Below are 20,435 nucleotides of genomic sequence, written 5' to 3'. Positions count from 1 at the left end.
TTTTCTATCATTAAGTAAACACGCCGCGTTAAGCTCGCTTTGTTTACTGCTTCACTGTTGCAGCCAATACAGGCGCTAGTGATTTCAAAAACTCTTCTTCTACTGGCTTGCCAGAGGAGTCGGTGATATTGATAGACGTACGGTTGCCTAAATCACCAAGTAAGAATGTGTACTTACCAGCGGCTAACTCCACTGGTTTAACGCCGATATCGTTCCAGAATTCATCATCCGGAGATGCATATTTCGCAGTGATTGTGCCCTGAGACTGGCTACGCTCTTCAATCTTAAAGCCCATCTTAGGTAGAATATTAGGCAGACGTTGCCAAAGCATGTTGTATTGCGCACGCGCGATAATCACAGGAAGTCCGCTGCGGTCTTTACCCATTGTGATTGGGATCTGTTTAACCAACTCTTGCGCTTTACGCTGTGCTTCTTCACGCACTTCTTGATCGTAGCGAGCGGTGACCAAGTTCGTCATGAACACATTGTAGCGCTCACGGTTGGTCGCCGTTACTTCTTTCACTTGATTGCCTTCACGCCAGTCAATAAGGCTCACCTTAAAGCCGTGTCGACCATTTGCTTCAGCGCGTACGATTTCATATCGGCTGCCAATTTCTAGCTCTTCATCTGGCGAATCCCAAGTCACCCATCCTGTCTCGATGCGAGAGTCTGTTTGTCTTTCAACTGGAATCTCGTTAGCCGCGACCATGTTTTGTACCGTTTGCCAAACTTTATCTAATTCATCTTTACGAAGTAGCCAAAGTGTCACTTCACCATCACTACTGCGGTCTAGACGTGCACCGGGAATAAGCTCTAGGACTTGTTGAGGTGGACGAATGTCGACATCTTTACCGACACCACCAGCGTAGTTACCCTGAGGGATCTCGTAGTTAGGGTAAAACTGAGGCTGTGCACCCTGTGGGACATTCCACTCACCCAAATTGGGGGAGTTCAAATACTCGAAGTCATCTTTTGCTTGACGACGTTGATTGGCACCACCTGAACAGGCAGTCAATACGAATACAGCTAATGAACTTAACACTAACTGGCTTGAAAGCTTCATCTATACTCCTAAAACACCGAGGGCGCCTTGGCCCCCAGTATGAACTTCAATCCTAGTAACTCAATCTTAATAGCTCAATCTTAATAAATATGGGCGTCTGTTAGCGCCTGCTCGACGATCGGCTGCGATTTTTCAGAAAGCGTAGTTAAAGGAAGACGCAAACCACCTTCTTCAATCAAACCAAGCTTTTGCGCTGCCCATTTTACTGGGATAGGGCTTGCTTCGATGAAAAGGTTTTTGTGTAGAGTCATCAAGCGTTGGTTAATCGCTTCTGCTTCTTCGTACTTACCTTCACTTGCCAAATGGAACATGTCTGCCATGTCTTTAGCCGCAATATTGTTCGTTACCGAGATAACACCATTGCCGCCAAGTTTCACAAAATCCAGCCCTGTCGCATCATCGCCACTTAGTAAGATAAAATCTTCGCCACAAAGTTCACGATGAATTGCAATTCGTTCCAAATCGCCCGTTGCATCTTTTAGAGCCACGATATTATCAAGCTTTGACAAGCGTGCCACTGTTTCTGGCTGCATATCAACAGCAGTACGGCCTGGTACGTTGTACAAAATTAGAGGCACATCACTCGCTTCGGCAATTGCCTTGTAATGTAAAAACAAACCCTCTTGAGTTGGTTTGTTGTAATACGGTGTCACACTCAGGAAGCCAGCAATACCAGAATCAGCCAGTAATTTGCTAAATGTTACTGCCTCATGGGTTGCATTTGCACCCGTGCCAGCAATCACAGGGATGCGACCGTCGGCAAACTCAACAGTTTTATTAACGACCTTTACATGCTCTTCAATGGTCAGTGTCGCTGACTCACCTGTTGTGCCTACTGCCACAATACCGTCTGTACCCGCTTCAACGTGGTACTCTACTAGCTTTTGCAGACCGTCAAAGTCTACTTCGCCATCTGCTTTGAATGGCGTAATCAGCGCTACGATACTTCCTGAAAACATGTTTATCTCCCTCATTTAACTCTTTCTGCATGGTACTGTAATGCGATTGAAAAACACAAGAGCGTAAACTCGCTTACAAAGTACAAATGAATGAATAATTACCAGTTGTTAGAGGTCTAGCAACTTAATTGCTCTATTTGGTTTGATTAACGGCAATATTGATAATCGTGTTGGGCTTTCGAGTGACTTTAGAATCTATCAGTGATTTGGAAAATACTGAAGAGCACAAGCAAGGAAAATATACTCTTTGGTCTTGTTAGCCAAGTCAGATCTAAGTGAATAAAACGGCCAGACAATAGGCAAGCACATCATGCAAACGTTTTGTTTATCCTATAGCCTGCATTTACTGTTTATTTCCCACCACTCCCCTCAAGCTCCGACTGCTTTTTTATGGACTAAAAAAGAACTGGCTCGATATTTCTTCGCAATATCTGTGCTAACATCTCTCTATTGAAGAAAGGACAAGAAGCTCATTTATGAAGCAACATCTGGTACTTACAGCAGTTGGAACGGACCGTCCAGGCATTTGTAACCAAGTCGTACAGCTCGTTACTCAAGCTGGTTGTAACATAGTCGATAGCCGTATCGCTATCTTTGGCAGCGAATTTACGCTGATCATGCTCCTGACTGGGAACGCCAGCAGCGTGACTCGAGTTGAAACACAATTGCCCCTGCTTGGCCAAGAACATGACCTTATTACGATCATGAAACGCACAGCGGCGCACGAACTGCTCGATAACAGCTACACCATGGAAGTGTTTATTGAGTCTGAAGACCGCCCTGGGTTAACTGAAAAATTTACTAAGTTCTTCGCTGATCAGCAGATTGGTTTAGACTCTCTTAGCGCGCAAACCATCAGCAAGTCGAAAATTCAACTCGATTCTGACCAGTTTCACATTGCGATTACTGCATCTGTAAGCGCGGATTTTAATTTGATGCAGTTACAAGAAGACTTCGATGAACTTTGTAAGTCGCTCAACGTACAAGGTTCTCTGAATTTCATTAAAAACACACTATAAAGTAAAGGAAATCAAAATGAATACGCTGACAGCAGGCTCGCCAGCGCCAGCCTTCTCTTTGCTCGACCAAGACGGAAATACCGTTTCTCTTGAAGACTTTAAAGGCAAGAAAGTACTTTTCTACTTTTACCCTAAGGCGATGACGCCGGGTTGTACTACACAAGCAAAAGGCCTTCGTGACATCAAAGCTGAACTCGATGCACATAACGTGGTGGTACTCGGCGTAAGCATCGACCCTGTAAAGCGTCTAGGCAAGTTCATCGAGCGCGATGATTTAAACTTCACTCTGCTTTCTGATGAAGACCATGCCGTTGCTGACCAGTTCGGCGTTTGGGGCGAAAAGAAATTCATGGGCAAAGTATACGACGGTCTTCACCGCATTAGCTTTCTGATCAATGAAGAAGGCGTGATCGAACATGTGTTCAACAAGTTCAAAACCAAAGATCACCACGAAGTCGTATTAAACTACTTAAACGAAAACGCTTAAACATTATTGTTTTTCTACAAACAAAAAGCCCAGCAAACTGCTGGGCTTTCTTTTAACCATTGTACCTTTGGTAACAACTACTCTTGTTCGACAGGTTCGTTTTCTTCCGTGCTTGGTAATGCATGCCATACGGCTTTGACTAATGTCGCTAAAGGAATGGCGAAGAACACCCCCCAAAAACCCCATAGCCCACCAAAGACTAATACAGCCACAATGATAGCAACTGGGTGTAAGTTTACTGCCTCGGAAAAAAGAACAGGAACCAACACATTACCATCCAACGCCTGGATAATACCGTAAGCAAGCAACAACCAATAAAACGGAGGCGTTAAACCCCATTGGAACAAACCAACGATAGCAACAGGTACAGTAACAGCCGCCGCACCGATATAAGGAATCAAAACCGACAGACCAACGGCTACGGCAAGCAACGCCGAGTAACGAAGATCTAAAAGGGCAAAAGTCACGTAGCTCACACCGCCCACGATTAAAATCTCTAACACTTTACCGCGAATGTAATTTGATATCTGCTCGTTCATTTCATGCCAAACTTTATTCGCCAATTTACGGTTTTTCGGCAGAATACCGCTTGCGATTCGCAGCATTTCTTCTTTGTCTTTAAGCAAAAAGAAGATAAGGAGTGGCACTAAGATCAAATATACCGCTAGCGTTGCAATGCTAACTAATGAAGCAAGCGACCCTTTGACGACACTTTCACCCAGCCCCAGTGCTTGGTTTTTGGCGTTCGTCACCACGGTTTCTACTATTTCTAAATTGGCTAGTTCAGGATGGCGCTCTGGCAATGTGACAATAAACTTTTGTAGCCCGTTGTACATGTTCGGAATATCGTTAATTAGATTACCGACCTGAGTCCAAATCGTCGGAACCAAGCCAAACAACGCAATTAACATTAACCCGACAAAGACCAAGATCACGATAATAACCGACAAAGTGCGCGGCACGCCCATACGACACATTTTGACAACTGGCCATTCAAGTAGATAAGCCAAAACGATCGCGACAAGTAATGGCGCAATCAAGTGTCCAAAGAAGTAAATGGTGATAAAGCCAAACAGCAAGATCGCGACGAGACTTACTGCGTGAGGGTCAGAGAAACGTCGTTTATACCAACGACTAACCATTTCAAACATCTTATGCGGATTCCTTATTGAAGACAGTCAATGTGTAGTGCTCTGATGTAGATTGGCAATCAACCGAGTACCCTTGGGCACTAAGATAGTTCACAATGTCTCGTTTAGAGCTGTTGTCCACCACTTGAATGACAAGTTGATGATACTGCTTTGCTTCTCCTTGAAAGACCTCAGCAGCATGACGCTTTGCAAGTAACAGTGCCATAGGACAACGTTGCTCACGCAAATCAAGTAACATGGATTCCATTGTATTGCTCTGCACTTATGATAGGGTTGTATTGTAACGGCTTTTTGAGCTGGTGCTAGCACTTCTGACATGATTTAACCACATGCTGAAATAGCTCGGATGTAAAATAATTTACGAAACCAATTCATTTATTTCCGGTCTTACTGTTAGCTTATATCCTCACGGATAACCAAAACGTATGTGGCGCTGTTAATAGGCTCTCGACCTGTAACCACATGCTTATGTATTTTGGAGAACCTTTTAAACGTATGTTAAAACGCACTCGCTCGCTAGTTTGCTTATGTCTTGCTGCTGCCATCAGTTCGCCGACAACTTATGCCAATAGCATTGACTTGCCAGACATTGGCACAGCTGCTGGTGGCACGCTTTCAATAGACCAAGAGTTGATTTATGGCGACGCCTATATGCGTATGCTCAGAGCCAGTAAACCTATCGTTAATGACCCTGTCATCAATGAATATATTGACTCTCTTGGGCACAAATTAGTGGCCAATGCGAATGATGTAAAAACGCCGTTCCACTTCTTTATGATTCGCGACCGTAATATCAACGCGTTCGCGTTTTTTGGTGGCTATGTAGCGCTGCATTCTGGGTTGTTTCTTCATGCTCGTTCAGAAAGTGAGCTGGCCTCTGTTGTCGCTCACGAGATAGCGCACGTCACACAACGTCATCTTGCTCGGAGTATGGAAGAACAAGCACGCCGCTCTCCGGCCACATTAGCCGCACTTGCGGGGGCACTACTGCTTTCAATTGCCTCACCCGAAGCGGGGATGGCTGCAATTACAGCAGCAACCGCGGGCAACATGCAAAGTCAAATCAACTACACTCGTGCAAACGAAAAAGAAGCGGATCGCTTTGGTATTTCGACACTAGCAAAAGCCGGTTTTGATGTTCAAGCAATGCCAAGGTTTTTTGGCCGTCTTGCTGATGAGTATCGTTATGCGAGTAAACCGCCACCAATGCTCCTGACTCACCCTCTGCCTGAAGATCGAATTACCGATAGCCGTGCGCGAGCAAGAACCTATCCTCCAATGCGTGTTGTGCCTTCAATAGACTATCATCTAGCTCGCGCGCGCATTGTGGCTCGTTACGCTGGCATTGATGGACAAGCCGCCCTGAGCTGGTTTGAGAGAACCCAAAAGAAAGCCTCTGCGGACATTACACCTGCTTTTGATTATGGTCGAGCACTCGTGCATTTAGACAATAAACGCTTATCTCAAGCGGAACCAATTTTGAAAAAGTTACTGGAACAAGACCCAAGTAACCCGTTTTACTTGGACGCTATGACGGATTTATACATCGAGAAGAAGCAGCCAGAAAAAGCAACCGAGATGCTCCGCAAAGCGTTATCTCGTAACCCTCAAAATAAAGTATTGACCATTAACTACGCCAATGCGCTACTTGAGGACAATAAAAACGATCAAGCCACGCGAGTTCTTCAAAGATACACTCATGACTATCCTGAAGATACAAATGGCTGGCACCTAATATCGAAGAGCTACCACGCGCTGGGGCGTAGCGATGAAGAGTTGGCTGCTCGAGCAGAAATTTTGGCATTGCGAGCAAATTGGAATAAAGCGATTCAATATTATAGTGAAGCAAGTAAAATGGCCAAGTTGGGCAGCTTAGAGCAAGCACGATACGATGCCCGTATCGACCAACTCATGATCCAAAGAGATCGATTCATGGCATTACAATAACGAAATGGAGAAAACCATGTCAGTCGTGATTTATCACAACCCTCGTTGCTCAAAGAGCCGTCAAACACTTGAACTGCTTGAGCAAAATGGTGTTACACCGGAAGTCGTCAAATACCTAGACACACCACTTAACGTGGATGAACTAAAAGCGCTGTACGCCCAGCTTGGCTTTTCATCTGTACGTGAAATGATGCGCACTAAAGAAAGTGAATATAAAGAGCTTGGCTTAGGCGAAGACTCCGTCAGCGATGAGCAATTATTCGAAGCAATGGCGAAAAATCCAAAGTTGTTTGAACGTCCGGTAGTCGTTGCTAACGGCAAAGCAAAAATTGGTCGCCCACCAGAGCAAGTGTTGGATATTTTATAAATGGATTGCCAGATCCTTATTTTGTATTTCAGCCGTCATGGCTCGACAAAACAACTGGCAAGACAAATAGCAAGAGGAGTCGAATCGACTCCTCAATGCCAAGCAATTTTGCGTACAGTTGAAGAATTGTCACCTCACTCACACTCCCCTTCTGATCCAATTGTTACTCTAGAGGAACTGAAAACGTGCGACGGTCTAGCGTTTGGCAGTCCCGTCTGGTTTGGCAACATGGCTGCGCCTTTAAAGCACTTCTGGGATCAGACTACATCTTTATGGGTCAGTGGTGACTTAATCGATAAGCCTGCTTGTGTCTTTACCTCTTCGTCCTCGATGCATGGTGGTCAAGAAACAACGTTACAAAGCATGATGACCCCTTTATTGCATCACGGGATGATGGTTTTGGGCATTCCTTATTCCGAGCCAGAGTTACACACTACGCAGTCCGGAGGCACTCCGTATGGCGCCAGCAGTGTAGGCCATGAGGCAACCCTAAGCAGTGAAGAGATTCGCCTGGCACAACAATTAGGCAAAAGGCTGGCAACTGCAGCGTTAAAACTAAAAGTCTGTTAGTAAAATCAAGGATAGTTAATCGATGTCTGACTCTTTAGACCAAACACCACTCGGTACACAGGCTAAAACCTATCGTTACCTGGCTTTATTTGGCAACTTAGCCTTATTAGCCTGGGTCGCTATTTGGCAGCTTGCGTTATCCCCTCACCCTCACCTCAGCAGCACAACACTTGCTATTGCTTGGTGTATTCCGCTACTACTTCCGTTGCCTGGTATTTTAGCTGGTAAGCCTTACACTCATGCTTGGGCTAACTTTGTTCTTATGCTGTATTTCTTGCATGCGCTGACCATCCTTTATGTGGATGGGGGTGAACGCTGGCTTGCGGCAGTGGAACTGATACTGACTTCACTCGGTTTCGCTGGCAATATTTTGTTTGCTAGAGCGAGAGGCAAAGAGCTAGGTCTTAAGTTGAAACGCCTCTCTCAAGTAGAAAAAGAAGAAAAAGCGAAATTCAATAAATAACGCCAATTGCAGTCAATCACTGATCATTGGTTCGAATACGAATTTAGAAAACAAAAAGAGTCGCTATTGCGACTCTTTTTTATGCTTACCACATTGGTCTTTGATCCTTGCGTTTCACGCCTGGAACGCTAACAAGGTGATTACGATGCCGAGCGCCACTCGTAGATCAAGTCATACTGTTCTCGGACAGGCTCCACAATCATCGGCTGAGTTGGCTGTGTTTCGTCACTTGCTTCTGCCACAACATTTACTGGTACTTCAGGCTGCGCTTCTTTTGGCGTCGCGGCGTCTTTTGCTTCATTACTCTGAACCAATGGCTCTTCTTCTTGAGTTGAAGCTGGGGCATCAACTTCACCTAAAGGATCTTCAAAAACCATTAATTGAGAAATAGAAGAAGCTTCTTTCTCAAAAGCTTGTTGTGATGCCAAAAGGTGGATGTTGAGCGTTAACTCGTCCCCTTGAACACGCTTAATCTCTGTACCCGCAACCGAATTAAGTTGTTTTAGCGCATTCTCTAAACGGAAGAAGTCCGTGGCAGAGGTTACATTAAGGACTTTCACTGCTAGCGCTTTTGAAGACTTTCCTGAAACCACAACTGCACTCTTACTTGCATAGTAGTCTGCGATGCCATCCACCATTTCTGCAATAGCATTAGCACCTGATGCAGACCCGCTACGCGGAGAACGTTGCGCCTCTACAATTCTCGTTGGCGACTGGTCGTAGAGTGTCCAACGAATTTGTTCACCTTGAGCGCGTACAACCAAAACGGCGTCAGCTGGGTAACGCTGGCTGGCTTGACCAATTGGCTCAATAAAGCCGCCCCAAAGATCAGAGACATTAACACCGGTCACATCATCAAAATCCCCAACCGGGATAGTGATTGGTAGGCCTCTTAATTTCGCTGCGCTACGAAGTGCTGCAACATTTGAAGATTCAGAATGCTCCCACGCGATGTTACGATCGTAACCCTGTTCTTCAACCATCCAAACTAAAATATTGGCACGATTTGGCGACCAAGATGGCAATTGTGCTTGTGTTAAAAGAGAGCTGATTTGGTCGTTGTTAAACAACATTTTTAGGCTCGCTTTTCCATCAACCTGCCCATAGCTCAGTTGAGAAATGTAACGCGCACTTGAGCTGAGTGCCTTTTTAATCACTGGATTGCTTAAAGAGGATTGAGAACCGGTCGCTCGAACAATCACATCCTGCATACCTTGTTGACGAGCCAAAGACTCACCGTCGTTCTGCTCACTGTCGATAACCACTTCGGCACGATAGATATCCACCTGAGTTAATGCATGTACTGGTAGGGACAACCAACCTATCAGTAAGAGAGCTAAATAGCGCATAGTTTTTATAATCCTCTGAACAAGAACCCGAATAATAAGCAACTATCAAATCTTGAGCAAGGTAAGTACTGAGTAAATTGTCTGTATTATGACCAGCTTTGTTAACTCGGGCCTCAACCAGCGCTTCAGTGCTATTTTTTATAATAAACTCATTGCTTATTAAGCTATCTCAACAAGTTAGGCTGTCTATTTTTCATCTTCACGCAAGACACGTAAAAGAGGAGAATTTGCAAGCAAGCAACTCTCAAAAGTGCTATTTATGAGAAAAATTCAATCGAAAGTTTGATCTATGCAACATTGCAAACGATTGCAGGATGATAGTATTCGCCGGATTTGTCTGCGTATCTTGAAAATAGGGAATTATTATGAAAAACGCGTTACAAGGCGCTCAAATGCTCTTTGTCGCTTTTGGTGCTTTGGTGCTTGTGCCGCTCCTAACTGGCCTTGATCCAAACGTAGCCCTCTTTGGTGCCGGTGTCGGTACTCTCCTCTTCCAATTAATGACTAAACGTTCTGTTCCCATCTTCCTTGCCTCTTCTTTTGCGTTTATTGCTCCTATTATGTTCGGTATCCAAACTTGGGGTATCGGTGCAACGATGGGCGGCTTGATGGCAGCGGGCTTAGTTTATGTGGCTCTAGGGGCGATGATCAAAGTGCGCGGTGTTGGATTTATCCATAAAATTCTCCCGCCTGTTGTCGTTGGCCCTGTGATCATGGTTATCGGCCTTGGCCTTGCCCCAACGGCAGTGAACATGGCGGTAGGTAAAACTGGTGATGGAGCTGCACAGCTAGTTAATGGTGATGCTGCGATCATTATCTCGGCGGTCTCACTGCTCACAACCATTGTACTCAGCGTTTTTGCAAAAGGCTTTTTGAAGCTCGTTCCTATTGTTGGTGGTATTCTTGCTGGTTACTCTGTTTCTCTATTCTACGGTGTGGTTGATTTCACTCCCGTAGAACAAGCGGCTTGGCTAGCCATGCCAAACTTCACCGCGCCAGAGTTCAATATCAACGCAATTTTGTTCATGATTCCTGTCGCTATCGCACCTGCGGTTGAGCACGTAGGTGACATGCTTGCTATCTCAAACGTTACAGGTAAAAACTACCTGAAAAAACCAGGCCTTCACCGCACAATCGCAGGTGACGGGGTGGCAACTATCGCAGCTTCGATGGTGGGTGCTCCACCAAACACCACTTACAGTGAAGTAACAGGAGCGGTAATGCTAACCAAAGCATTTAACCCTGTGATCATGACTTGGGCAGCAATCACCGCAATCGTACTTGCATTGGTAGGTAAGCTAGGTGCGGTTCTTCAAACGATTCCAGTTCCTGTCATGGGCGGCATCATGATTCTGCTGTTCGGCTCCATCGCAACGGTAGGCCTCAACACACTGATCAAGAATAACGTTGATTTACATAAGTCTCGTAACCTAGTGATTGTTGCCGTAACACTTGTGTTTGGCATTGGTGGTATGGCTTTCGGTATTGGTGAGTTCAGTCTACAGGGTGTGAGCCTATGCGGTATCGTGGCAATTATTCTTAACCTTGTGCTACCAAACGATTTAGGTGAAAACCACGTTGTGGATAACGCACAAATGGAAGAAGAAAGCGCGAAATAGTTCGTTTGCGCCGCTTTATTAGGTGGCGCGCCTTACTCTTCTCCTCTTGTAGATACAAAAAAGGCTTGGTTTTCACCAAGCCTTTTTCTGTTCAGTCATAGTAATACATCAAAGAATTACTTAGTACCGAAGATCTTATCACCTGCATCGCCTAGACCCGGAACGATGTAGCCTTTGTCATTAAGCTTCTCATCGATTGCCGCAGTGTATAGCTCAACATCTGGGTGTGCTTTTTCTAGCGCTTCAATACCTTCTGGTGCAGCAACAAGTACCAGCACTTTGATTTGGTTACAACCTTTCTCTTTTAGGAGATCGATCGTAGCAATCATAGAACCACCTGTTGCAAGCATTGGGTCAACAACAAGCGCAATACGCTCCTCGATGTTTGAAGCAAGCTTGTTGAAGTAAGGAACTGGCTCAAGCGTTTCTTCATCACGGTAAATACCCACAACACTGATACGTGCGCTTGGCATGTGCTCAAGAACTCCATCCATCATGCCTAGACCTGCACGTAGGATTGGCACTACGGTTACTTTTTTACCTTTAATCTGGTCTACTTCTACCGGACCGTTCCAACCATCAATGGTCACTTTTTCTGTTTCAAAGTCTGACGTTGCTTCGTAAGTAAGTAGGCTACCGACCTCAGTCGCTAACTCACGAAAACGTTTTGTGCTGATGTCACCTTCTCTCATTAGACCAATTTTATGTTTTACTAGAGGGTGCTTTACTTCAACAACTTTCATGTCCATCTCCGGCTATAGTTGGCAATATTTAAACAAACCTTCAGATTATACATGATTTTCACAGGGATATCAGGATAAATCACTAAAGAAAAAAACAGGCGCAAACGTTTGCTATCTATGTTTAAGCACTGTTAGAATAGCGCCGTTTTCATATCCAACTTAATACCGAGGACTTCCCTGTGAGTGGTAACAACTCTTCTCTTAGCTATAAAGACGCTGGTGTAGATATTGATGCAGGCAACGCGCTTGTGGATCGTATTAAGGGTGCGGTAAAACGTACTCGTCGCCCTGAAGTTATGGGTGGTATCGGTGGTTTTGGCGCGCTATGCGAATTGCCAACTAAATACAAACAACCTGTACTGGTTTCTGGTACTGATGGCGTTGGCACAAAACTTCGCCTAGCACTGGATATGAATAAGCACGACACGATTGGCATCGACCTAGTGGCAATGTGTGTAAATGATCTTATCGTGCAAGGCGCAGAGCCACTGTTTTTCCTAGATTACTACGCAACAGGCAAACTAGACGTTGATACCGCAGCGGATGTTGTTTCAGGTATCGCAGAAGGGTGTGTTCAAGCAGGTTGTGCCCTAATTGGTGGCGAAACTGCGGAGATGCCTGGCATGTATGAAGGCGAAGACTACGACGTAGCTGGTTTCTGTGTTGGCGTAGTAGAAAAAGAAGACGTGATTGACGGCACGAAAGTCGCTGCTGGTGATGCACTTATCGCTGTTGGCTCAAGCGGCCCACACTCAAACGGTTACTCCCTTATCCGTAAGATCCTAGAAGTATCTGGTGCAGATAAGAGCGAAGAGCTAGCAGGCCGCACTATTGGTGAGCACCTACTAGAACCAACAAAAATTTACATCAAGTCAGCACTTAAGATGATTGAGAAACACGACATCCATGCGATTTCTCATATCACTGGTGGTGGTTTCTGGGAAAACATCCCACGCGTACTGCCTGAAGGCACGAAAGCAGTTATCGATGGTAACAGTTGGGAATGGCCAGTTATCTTCAAGTGGCTACAAGAGAAAGGCAACGTCGACACACACGAAATGTACCGCACATTCAACTGTGGTGTAGGTCTAATCGTCGCACTACCGAAAGACCAGGCAGACGCAGCAGTTGCTCTTCTTAAAGAAGAAGGCGAAAACGCGTGGGTGATTGGTCAAATCGCACAAGCAGACGCGAACGAAGAGCAAGTTGAAATCCAATAATTTGCAAATCGAGCTCAAAAGATAAGAAGAATGAGGACACTAGATGACTAGGTCCTCATTTTGCTATCTAGAACACTACAAACCATTCTATTAGTAGGTAGTTTAGAAGCTACATAACTCCAACCTACAATACCAAGGCGCTCTCGACATCATGAAAAACCATACCCTAAAAAACTTTGTGGTCCTCATCTCGGGTAACGGAAGTAACCTGCAAGCTATCTTGGAAGCTTGCGAAGACAGCATGCCAAACGCACGAGTGGCAGCCGTGTTCTCTAACAAAGCAGATGCTTTTGGTTTAGAACGTGCAAAAAAGTTTGATGTAGACGGTCACTTTGTCGACCCTAAAGCATTCAGCTCGCGTGAAAGCTTTGATGCAGAGCTAATGAGTCAAATAGATGAATACCAACCAGACGTGATTATTCTTGCTGGTTACATGCGCATTCTGAGCAGCGCATTTGTTTCTCATTACATGGGTAAGATGATCAATATCCACCCTTCTCTTCTACCAAAATATCCTGGGCTACACACACACCAGAGAGCAATTGATGCTGGCGATAAAGAACATGGTACGAGTGTGCACTTTGTAACGGAAGAGCTTGATGGTGGCCCTGTCATACTGCAAGCAAAAGTTCCTGTGTTCGAAGACGATGATGCTAGTGTACTTGCGGCACGTGTTCAGGCGCAGGAGCACCGAATCTACCCTATGGTGGCTAAGTGGCTGGTAGACGAGCGGTTGATCATGAAGGATGGTAAAGCCTATTTAGATGGCGCAGAGCTTGGCGTACATGGGTACGCCTCAGATGAGTAGCCCTGAATAATAAACTCCAAGCACAAAAGAGCAGCCTGAGGGCTGCTCTTGGTTGTTTTAATACTTATAAACTTGATTCAAGAAAACCATGGTGAGACTAGAAACCTAAAACCCAACATTCTAAAAAATCCCATAACCACTTGAGTAACATAACACTCGGAAAGTAGATTCTGAATCTGGTTCGTTCTTCACCGTTCAGACTGACGAGGTGTTTTATGAGAAATTTCTATCAGTTACGTCTTTACAGCAAGCCTTAGCGAGACTAGGACTCTACTACCAGCACTCTAGAAAGTAAGAATGCTCATCCGTATCCGCCCTCGGTTTAAAACGCATAAAAATAAAGCTCGCGATTAAGCGAGCTTTATTTTTATATTCAGAGTAAGAGACCATCACTCTAACGGTTCGGTTGGCGCTTGATTGCCCGGCTTAGCCGCCGCAAACGGCACATTTACCAGTTCAGAGGCATTATTTTTGACTAGTTCACCTAGGTGAAACAAGCCGTATTCGCCAGGTTTCATACGCTGCCAAGCTTCGTTGCCCGTCAAAGGTTGAGTTGCGATCACAGAAACGATGTCATGTGGCGTGGTTTCTTCTTGGAAGTTAATTTCCACATCTTCATCAAGCAAAGCAGCTTTTCCAAACGGTGCGCGTCTTGTGATCCAATACAAATGATTGGTGCAATACGTCATTACATACTCACCATCACTCAGAAGCATGTTAAATACACCCTTCTCTCTTAGCTCATCACAACATTTAGCAACATATAAGAATACCGACTCCATATCCTTTGGTGGCTCAGGATATCGATCTTCCATTTGCTTCAATAACCAGCAAAATGCCAGTTCACTATCTGTTTCACCGACAGGTCGATGTCGACCTGTATGCAAGTCTTGATAGCCAGAGAGCTGACCGTTATGCGCAAACGTCCAATACCAACCCCACAGCTCACGTGTAAAGGGATGAGTATTTTCTAAATTAACACCACCACGATTCGCCTGTCGGATATGACTAACGACCGCACGACTTTTGATGGGATAATTTTGTACCAACTCTGCTATTTTAGACTCACAACTTGGCTTGGGATCTTTGAAGGTTCTAAAGCCCTTCCCTTCGTAGAAGGTGATCCCCCATCCGTCACGGTGTGGGCCGGTTCGACCTCCACGCTGCATGAGCCCAGTAAAACTGAAACAAATATCCGTTGGAACATTAGCGCTCATACCGAGCAATTCACACATGGTTTAAAAAACTCCCTAACAACACAGCTCGAAACGGTGGCCGTAAACGATTATTCCATCTCTTTTTCGATCAACTGAATGATGATATGAATAATCTTAATATGAATTTCCTGAATGCGGTCTGCATAACCAAAGTGTGGCACGCGGATTTCAATATCTGCAAGGCCTGCCATTTTGCCGCCATCTTTACCTGTTAGCGCAATCGTCTTCATGCCTTTCGCTTGTGCTGCTTCAATCGCTTTCAGGATGTTACCTGAGTTACCTGAAGTCGACAGACCAAACAGTACGTCACCTTTTCGACCAACCGCTTCTACATAACGTGAAAACACGAAGTCATAACCAAAGTCATTACTCACACAAGAAAGGTGGCTTGGATCTGAAATAGCAATACCAGCATAGCCAGGACGATTTTCTCGGTAACGGCCTGTTAGCTCTTCGGCAAAGTGCATTGAATCACAGTGAGAACCACCGTTACCACATGACAATACTTTACCATCTTGCTTGAATGAGTCAGCAATCATTTTCGCCGCTGCTTCGATTTGCGCAATGTTATGGTCATCGCTTAAAAATTTGTTGAGCACTTCAGCAGCTTCGTTTAATTCACTTCTAATCAGATCATGGTACATAAGACGTTCTCTTTATTATTTCGGCTTCAGTCAGCTCTTGACTCACTGAGCAAATTGTTCTGATACCAATTTGGTATCGGACATTTCATAAACCTGAACTCGGGTTTGATTACTCTGAGTTTACCCACAAACGAGAATTAGTGTCGATAGTGAACCAACAGATTTAGATTAGTGATGGTAATAAACTTGTCAACTTGCTCATGAAACCATCACTCAAATCTCAACTTTAGAATTTTAACTCTACTTAGATCACTTTTTATCCAATCTTATGTTTTACATTTCCTTAATATTTTGATTACACTTAAACCAACTGGTTAGACCTCTTACCTAACATACAGACGTACAAAACTTATAAAGTCTGAAAAGGAAAATACATATGGACATCTTGCTCTCAATCATCACGATGGCGATCGTGCTAGGCATTACGCTCTACCACCGCATGTCTCTCGTGAAATCTATTAGCTTACTCACCGCAGCCATGCTGGCTCTTACAGTAGCTGGTACTGTCGGCGTTATTGGTTGGGCTATTTACGTTCTCGCCGCAGCTGTGCTCGCGGTTCCTGGCGTACGTCAGTCTTTAATTAGCCGCAAAGCGTTAGTGCTTTTCAAGAAAGTGCTGCCAGCTATGTCTCAAACCGAAAAAGAAGCGTTAGACGCAGGTACCGTCTGGTGGGAAGCCGAACTATTTAAAGGCAAACCAGAGTGGCAAAAGCTACACGCAATTCAAGCACCTAAGTTAAGTGCGGAAGAACAAGCCTTTTTAGACGGCCCTGTGAATGAAGTGTGCGCCATGGTGAGTGATTTCCAAGTGACCCATGAACTCGCGGACTTACCGCCAGAAGTTTGGCAATACCTGAAAGATCATAAGTTCTTCGCCATGATCATTAAGAAAAAGTACGGTGGTCTGGAATTCTCAGCATACGCGCAATCTTTGGTGCTACAAAAATTAACGGGTGTTTCTGGCGTTCTATCGTCTACCGTTGGTGTTCCTAACTCTTTGGGCCCAGGTGAGCTACTGCAACACTACGGTACTGAAGATCAAAAAAATCATTACTTACCGCGTCTAGCTGAAGGTAAGGAAATCCCTTGTTTCGCCCTAACAAGTCCAGAAGCGGGTTCTGACGCTGGATCTATTCCAGATTACGGTGTGGTCTGTAAAGGCGAATGGGAAGGAAAAGAAGTACTGGGTATGCGCCTGACTTGGAACAAGCGCTACATCACCCTAGCGCCAGTCGCAACGGTACTAGGCTTAGCATTTAAACTTCGCGATCCTGAAGGTTTGCTAGGCGACAAAGAAGATCTTGGCATCACTTGTGCGCTTATCCCAACTGATGTCAAAGGTGTTGAGATTGGTAACCGACACTTCCCACTCAATGTACCATTCCAAAATGGTCCAACGCGCGGTAAAGACATCTTTGTTCCTATCGATTTCATTATCGGTGGCGAAAAAATGGCGGGCCAAGGTTGGCGTATGCTGGTTGAGTGTCTGTCGGTTGGACGTGGTATCACGCTACCTTCAAACTCAACAGGTGGCATCAAAACTGCGGCAATGGCAACCGGTGCTTACTCACGTATTCGTCGTCAGTTCAAACAGCCTATCGGCCATATGGAAGGGGTTGAAGAACCATTAGCACGCTTGGGTGGTAATGCTTACGTGATGGATGCAGCAAGCAACTTAACCGTTGCGGGTATCGACTTAGGTGAAAAGCCTTCAGTAATCTCAGCTATCGTGAAGTATCACTGTACGCACCGCGGCCAGCAAAGCATCATCGATGCAATGGACATCGTAGGCGGTAAAGGTATCTGTATGGGACCTTCTAACTTCCTAGCTCGTGGTTACCAAGGTGCGCCAATCGCAGTAACGGTTGAGGGTGCTAACATTCTAACACGCTCAATGATCATCTTTGGCCAAGGCGCAATCCGTTGCCATCCGTACGTTCTTGAAGAAATGAACGCGGCGTATTCTGAAGCAAGTAATGCTGTCGAGAAGTTTGATAAAGCGCTTGCTGGTCACGTGAGCTTTACAATGAGTAACCTAGTGCGCAGTATCTGGTTTGGTTTGAGCGACGGTCTGGGCTCTTCATCACCAACCAAAGATGCAACCAAGCGTTACTACCAACAATTGAACCGTTACAGTGCAAACCTTGCTCTGCTATCGGATATCTCAATGGCAGTGCTAGGTGGCTCTTTGAAGCGTAAAGAGCGTCTATCAGCACGTCTTGGTGACATTCTAAGCCAGCTATATTTGAGCTCTGCGACGTTGAAACGTTTTGAGCAAGATGGCCGTCCAGTCGAAGATTTACCATTAGTACACTGGGGTCTACAAGACAGTTTGAAACAAGCGGAAGTGGCAGTAGATGAATTCTTAGCAAACTTCCCGAACAAAGTAATTGGCCGTGCGCTACGCGTATTAATCATGCCATTTGGTCGCGTACGCAAAGCACCAAGCGATAAACTAGACAGTAAAGTGGCGCGCATTCTACAAACACCAAGTGCAACGCGCTCACGCATTGGTCGCGGTCAATACCTTGAACCAACCGAGCACAACGCAGCAGGTAAGATTGAGCTTGCACTATCAGTCATTCTTCAAGCTGAGCCTGTGTTTGACAAAGTATGTAAAGCGCAAGGTAAGCGTCGCCCATTCTTACGTTTGGATATGATTGCTCAGGAAGGGTTAGAGCAAGGCTTTATCACGCAAGAAGAAGCCGATCTACTCAGAGAAGCGGAACAGCATCGTCTAGATACAATCAACGTTGATGATTTTGAGCCGGAACTGCTTGCCGCAAAGCCGCTATACCCTCAGATGGATAGTGTCGCGTAACTCTAGAATCTGAGACCACAAACGGGAGTATCAGCTCCCGTTTTTTATTGCTTCCAGAATCGCATTCATAACACCACGAAGCCCCTGCGCAATCGCAATAAAAGCCACGCACTCCAATCTTTCCCCCGATTTCCAGTGATAACTAACTCACAGACGTTCCAACTAAGCGGTGTATACTTTAAGTAACTCACTCACATATATGGTAAATCCGTTGGCTAAAATATTACTCGCACAGTGGTTCCCAGGGCTTGTTCAGCTTAAGCATTATCAAAAAGAATGGTTTGTTAACGACTTTAGAGCCGCCTTTTCTGTTGTCGCGGTTGCACTGCCAGTTGCCATAGCTTATGCACAGTTAACTGGTGTATCCGCAATTGTCGGTCTGTATTCGTGTGTACTGCCAATGTTGGTTTACGCCATGATGGGCACATCTCGGCAACTCATTGTCGGACCCGATGCAGCAACCTGTGCAGTGATCGCTGCTGTTGTGACACCACTTGCCGCAGGTGACCCCACAAAACATTGGCAGTTGGTTATGACCATGACAGCGATGACGGGGATTTGGTGTGTACTGGCAAGTCGTTTCAAGCTAGGGGTGTTTGCAGATTTCCTTTCTCGTCCGATTCTTTTGGGTCTACTCAACGGTGTTGCTCTCACAATTATCGTTGGTCAGTTTGCGAAAGTAGTCGGTTTGAAATACGAGCAACGTTATTTACTGGAACGTTTATGGGAAGCTCCACAACGACTAACCGAGCTTCATTGGCCTACTGTAACTCTGAGTATCGTGACGGTTGTCGTTTATTTGCTCACCAAACGCTACCGACCAACTTGGCCTGCTGCCATGCTGGCGATCCTCGTAACTACTGCGTCAGTTTGGTTTTTCCATTTACAAGAGATGGGCGTATCGGTTGTCGGACTCACTCAAGGTGGCTTCCCTCAGTTTCAAACACCGGAGTTTGAGCTAGGTGAAGTTCGTGAACTAGTGGTCCCGGCTCTCAACCTTGCGATTGTCAGTTTTGTTAGCATGATGCTCACCGCCCGCAGTTTCGCTGCTAAAAACGGTTATGATATTGATGCTAATAAAGAGTTTCAGGCGTTGGGTTTTGCCAACATTGCCTCAGCGTTTTCGCAAGGTTTCGCGATAAGCGGCGCTGACTCACGCACAGCCGTCAATGATGCAAATGGCGGTAAATCTCAATTAGTTTCGATTGTCGCTGCAATCACTATTGCCATTATTGCGGTATTTATTTACGAGCCTTTGCAGTTCATCCCTATCGCTTCACTTGGTGTTGTATTGATCATTGCGTCCCTATCGCTGCTCGATCTTAAAGCAATTTGGAAATTAAAATCTCGTGACAAAGATGCATTTTATCTGGCCATCATTACTTTTATTTCTGTGTTGATCGTGGGTGTAATACCGGGGATCACTTTGGCGGTACTGCTAGGGCTGTTTCAATTTTTACGTATTGTCATGCGGCCGAGTGATCAGCTACTTGGCCTGGATGAAAAAGGTACCATTCGGACCATCGACGACTCAGGAAAAGCATCGCCTATTCCTGGAATGGTGATTTACCGCTTTAACTCACCGCTAACTTACTTCAACGCTCCTTACTTTAAACGTAGAGTGTTAGAGCAGGCAGAGCATCACAAAGACGCAAGTTGCGTTGTCATCGACGCCGTGTCGAGCTTTACTCACTTGGATCTCAGTGTGATGGCAACACTGGCAGATATTCACAATACTTTGAAAAAGAGAGGCGTACGCTTAATCCTAGCAGGAAGGAAACGACGTCTTCGTCAATGGTGTGAGCTTACTGGTATCAGCACCAGTGAAGGAGGCATCTTACTGCGAGCTGATATGTACCTTGCCATTAAACTTAGTGGCTGTTACATCAGTGCTGTGGGTGAGGGACAAATTCCTACTGTTCAAAAAGAGCCTGATTTAGAGCAGCCACCCAAACCAATTCCAGAAGTGGCTTAAATACAAATTTAAT

General features: G+C 45.3%; 19 protein-coding genes. 11 read left to right on the top strand and 8 right to left on the bottom strand.

Annotation, left to right across the window (positions count from 1 at the left end):
- Positions 1 to 43: 43 nt before the first annotated feature.
- Positions 44 to 1,063 carry an outer membrane protein assembly factor BamC gene (gene bamC / locus R7P67_RS09720; protein WP_213912260.1) on the bottom strand — a complete coding sequence of 340 codons (1,020 nt, stop codon included), beginning with the start codon at positions 1,061 to 1,063 and terminating at the stop codon, positions 44 to 46.
- A gap of 80 nt (positions 1,064 to 1,143) precedes the next feature.
- On the bottom strand, positions 1,144 to 2,022 hold the full coding sequence (gene dapA / locus R7P67_RS09715; protein WP_005380422.1) for a 4-hydroxy-tetrahydrodipicolinate synthase: 879 nt from the start codon (positions 2,020 to 2,022) through the stop codon (positions 1,144 to 1,146).
- A gap of 476 nt (positions 2,023 to 2,498) precedes the next feature.
- Here dapA and R7P67_RS09710 point away from each other — a divergent pair, with 476 nt between their 5' ends.
- Both R7P67_RS09710 and bcp read left to right on the top strand, forming a co-directional pair.
- Complete coding sequence (locus R7P67_RS09710; protein ID WP_005380420.1) at positions 2,499 to 3,041, top strand: glycine cleavage system protein R; 543 nt, start codon at positions 2,499 to 2,501, stop codon at positions 3,039 to 3,041.
- A gap of 16 nt (positions 3,042 to 3,057) precedes the next feature.
- The gene (gene bcp, locus R7P67_RS09705; RefSeq protein WP_005380418.1) at positions 3,058 to 3,528 is read left to right on the top strand and encodes a thioredoxin-dependent thiol peroxidase; all 471 of its coding nucleotides are present in this window, start codon (positions 3,058 to 3,060) and stop codon (positions 3,526 to 3,528) included.
- A gap of 77 nt (positions 3,529 to 3,605) precedes the next feature.
- Here bcp and R7P67_RS09700 read toward each other — a convergent pair whose 3' ends face one another.
- Complete coding sequence (locus R7P67_RS09700; RefSeq protein ID WP_005389843.1) at positions 3,606 to 4,679, bottom strand: AI-2E family transporter; 1,074 nt, start codon at positions 4,677 to 4,679, stop codon at positions 3,606 to 3,608.
- 1 nt (position 4,680) lies between these two features.
- Positions 4,681 to 4,917, bottom strand: coding sequence for a sulfurtransferase TusA family protein (locus R7P67_RS09695; RefSeq protein ID WP_005380414.1), 237 nt, complete (start codon positions 4,915 to 4,917; stop codon positions 4,681 to 4,683).
- A gap of 257 nt (positions 4,918 to 5,174) precedes the next feature.
- Between R7P67_RS09695 and R7P67_RS09690 the strand changes: the two genes are divergently transcribed.
- From R7P67_RS09690 to R7P67_RS09675, 4 genes are read left to right on the top strand one after another with little or no spacing between them, the layout of a single operon-like run.
- Positions 5,175 to 6,626: a tetratricopeptide repeat protein gene (locus tag R7P67_RS09690; RefSeq protein WP_005394337.1), complete on the top strand. Its 1,452-nt coding sequence runs from the start codon at positions 5,175 to 5,177 to the stop codon at positions 6,624 to 6,626.
- A 16-nt stretch (positions 6,627 to 6,642) separates the two neighbouring features.
- Positions 6,643 to 6,993 (top strand): arsenate reductase (glutaredoxin), encoded by a 351-nt coding sequence (arsC, locus tag R7P67_RS09685; RefSeq protein ID WP_005380410.1) that lies wholly within the window; start codon positions 6,643 to 6,645, stop codon positions 6,991 to 6,993.
- Complete coding sequence (gene wrbA, locus R7P67_RS09680) at positions 6,994 to 7,563, top strand: NAD(P)H:quinone oxidoreductase (protein ID WP_005380409.1); 570 nt, start codon at positions 6,994 to 6,996, stop codon at positions 7,561 to 7,563. It abuts the gene before it with no gap.
- Between the two features lie 22 nt (positions 7,564 to 7,585).
- Positions 7,586 to 8,026: a DUF2069 domain-containing protein gene (locus R7P67_RS09675; RefSeq protein WP_005380407.1), complete on the top strand. Its 441-nt coding sequence runs from the start codon at positions 7,586 to 7,588 to the stop codon at positions 8,024 to 8,026.
- Positions 8,027 to 8,166: 140 nt separating this feature from the next.
- On the opposite strand, the gene R7P67_RS09670 is transcribed toward R7P67_RS09675, so the two are convergent.
- Complete coding sequence (locus R7P67_RS09670) at positions 8,167 to 9,375, bottom strand: DUF2066 domain-containing protein (RefSeq protein ID WP_136976117.1); 1,209 nt, start codon at positions 9,373 to 9,375, stop codon at positions 8,167 to 8,169.
- 365 nt (positions 9,376 to 9,740) lie between these two features.
- Between R7P67_RS09670 and R7P67_RS09665 the strand changes: the two genes are divergently transcribed.
- Entirely contained in the window at positions 9,741 to 10,994 is a 1,254-nt protein-coding gene (locus tag R7P67_RS09665) for a uracil-xanthine permease family protein (RefSeq protein ID WP_005389855.1), read from the top strand.
- A 116-nt stretch (positions 10,995 to 11,110) separates the two neighbouring features.
- Here the strand turns inward: R7P67_RS09665 and upp are convergent, their stop codons facing one another.
- Positions 11,111 to 11,737, bottom strand: a complete 627-nt coding sequence (upp, locus tag R7P67_RS09660) for a uracil phosphoribosyltransferase (protein WP_005380401.1) — start codon at positions 11,735 to 11,737, stop codon at positions 11,111 to 11,113.
- A gap of 179 nt (positions 11,738 to 11,916) precedes the next feature.
- Between upp and purM the strand changes: the two genes are divergently transcribed.
- Positions 11,917 to 12,957, top strand: coding sequence for a phosphoribosylformylglycinamidine cyclo-ligase (gene purM / locus R7P67_RS09655; protein ID WP_005389861.1), 1,041 nt, complete (start codon positions 11,917 to 11,919; stop codon positions 12,955 to 12,957).
- Between the two features lie 151 nt (positions 12,958 to 13,108).
- Entirely contained in the window at positions 13,109 to 13,765 is a 657-nt protein-coding gene (gene purN, locus R7P67_RS09650) for a phosphoribosylglycinamide formyltransferase (RefSeq protein ID WP_025768256.1), read from the top strand.
- Positions 13,766 to 14,154: 389 nt separating this feature from the next.
- On the opposite strand, the gene R7P67_RS09645 is transcribed toward purN, so the two are convergent.
- Both R7P67_RS09645 and lpcA read right to left on the bottom strand, forming a co-directional pair.
- Positions 14,155 to 15,000, bottom strand: a complete 846-nt coding sequence (locus R7P67_RS09645; RefSeq protein ID WP_262653488.1) for a class II glutamine amidotransferase — start codon at positions 14,998 to 15,000, stop codon at positions 14,155 to 14,157.
- Between the two features lie 50 nt (positions 15,001 to 15,050).
- On the bottom strand, positions 15,051 to 15,626 hold the full coding sequence (gene lpcA, locus R7P67_RS09640; protein WP_005380392.1) for a D-sedoheptulose 7-phosphate isomerase: 576 nt from the start codon (positions 15,624 to 15,626) through the stop codon (positions 15,051 to 15,053).
- A gap of 376 nt (positions 15,627 to 16,002) precedes the next feature.
- Here lpcA and fadE point away from each other — a divergent pair, with 376 nt between their 5' ends.
- Positions 16,003 to 18,447 (top strand): acyl-CoA dehydrogenase FadE, encoded by a 2,445-nt coding sequence (gene fadE / locus R7P67_RS09635; RefSeq protein WP_005385392.1) that lies wholly within the window; start codon positions 16,003 to 16,005, stop codon positions 18,445 to 18,447.
- Between the two features lie 199 nt (positions 18,448 to 18,646).
- Entirely contained in the window at positions 18,647 to 20,422 is a 1,776-nt protein-coding gene (locus tag R7P67_RS09630) for a SulP family inorganic anion transporter (RefSeq protein ID WP_017820741.1), read from the top strand.
- Positions 20,423 to 20,435: the final 13 nt, after the last annotated feature.

This window comes from Vibrio sp. Vb0937, assembly GCF_033338855.1.
The sequence above is the reverse complement of the archived record's forward strand: the minus strand, read 5'-3'. Positions and strand labels throughout refer to the sequence as shown.

What these genes read in the sequence shown, in the direction of transcription:
- bamC (WP_213912260.1), bottom strand. Translation starts at nt 1,063, where the DNA reads ATGAAGCTTTCAAGCCAGTTAGTGTTAAGTTCATTAGCTGTATTCGTA.
- dapA (WP_005380422.1), bottom strand. Translation starts at nt 2,022, where the DNA reads ATGTTTTCAGGAAGTATCGTAGCGCTGATTACGCCATTCAAAGCAGAT.
- R7P67_RS09710 (WP_005380420.1), top strand. Translation starts at nt 2,499, where the DNA reads ATGAAGCAACATCTGGTACTTACAGCAGTTGGAACGGACCGTCCAGGC.
- bcp (WP_005380418.1), top strand. Translation starts at nt 3,058, where the DNA reads ATGAATACGCTGACAGCAGGCTCGCCAGCGCCAGCCTTCTCTTTGCTC.
- R7P67_RS09700 (WP_005389843.1), bottom strand. Translation starts at nt 4,679, where the DNA reads ATGTTTGAAATGGTTAGTCGTTGGTATAAACGACGTTTCTCTGACCCT.
- R7P67_RS09695 (WP_005380414.1), bottom strand. Translation starts at nt 4,917, where the DNA reads ATGTTACTTGATTTGCGTGAGCAACGTTGTCCTATGGCACTGTTACTT.
- R7P67_RS09690 (WP_005394337.1), top strand. Translation starts at nt 5,175, where the DNA reads ATGTTAAAACGCACTCGCTCGCTAGTTTGCTTATGTCTTGCTGCTGCC.
- arsC (WP_005380410.1), top strand. Translation starts at nt 6,643, where the DNA reads ATGTCAGTCGTGATTTATCACAACCCTCGTTGCTCAAAGAGCCGTCAA.
- wrbA (WP_005380409.1), top strand. Translation starts at nt 6,994, where the DNA reads ATGGATTGCCAGATCCTTATTTTGTATTTCAGCCGTCATGGCTCGACA.
- R7P67_RS09675 (WP_005380407.1), top strand. Translation starts at nt 7,586, where the DNA reads ATGTCTGACTCTTTAGACCAAACACCACTCGGTACACAGGCTAAAACC.
- R7P67_RS09670 (WP_136976117.1), bottom strand. Translation starts at nt 9,375, where the DNA reads ATGCGCTATTTAGCTCTCTTACTGATAGGTTGGTTGTCCCTACCAGTA.
- R7P67_RS09665 (WP_005389855.1), top strand. Translation starts at nt 9,741, where the DNA reads ATGAAAAACGCGTTACAAGGCGCTCAAATGCTCTTTGTCGCTTTTGGT.
- upp (WP_005380401.1), bottom strand. Translation starts at nt 11,737, where the DNA reads ATGAAAGTTGTTGAAGTAAAGCACCCTCTAGTAAAACATAAAATTGGT.
- purN (WP_025768256.1), top strand. Translation starts at nt 13,109, where the DNA reads ATGAAAAACCATACCCTAAAAAACTTTGTGGTCCTCATCTCGGGTAAC.
- R7P67_RS09645 (WP_262653488.1), bottom strand. Translation starts at nt 15,000, where the DNA reads ATGTGTGAATTGCTCGGTATGAGCGCTAATGTTCCAACGGATATTTGT.
- lpcA (WP_005380392.1), bottom strand. Translation starts at nt 15,626, where the DNA reads ATGTACCATGATCTGATTAGAAGTGAATTAAACGAAGCTGCTGAAGTG.
- fadE (WP_005385392.1), top strand. Translation starts at nt 16,003, where the DNA reads ATGGACATCTTGCTCTCAATCATCACGATGGCGATCGTGCTAGGCATT.
- R7P67_RS09630 (WP_017820741.1), top strand. Translation starts at nt 18,647, where the DNA reads ATGGTAAATCCGTTGGCTAAAATATTACTCGCACAGTGGTTCCCAGGG.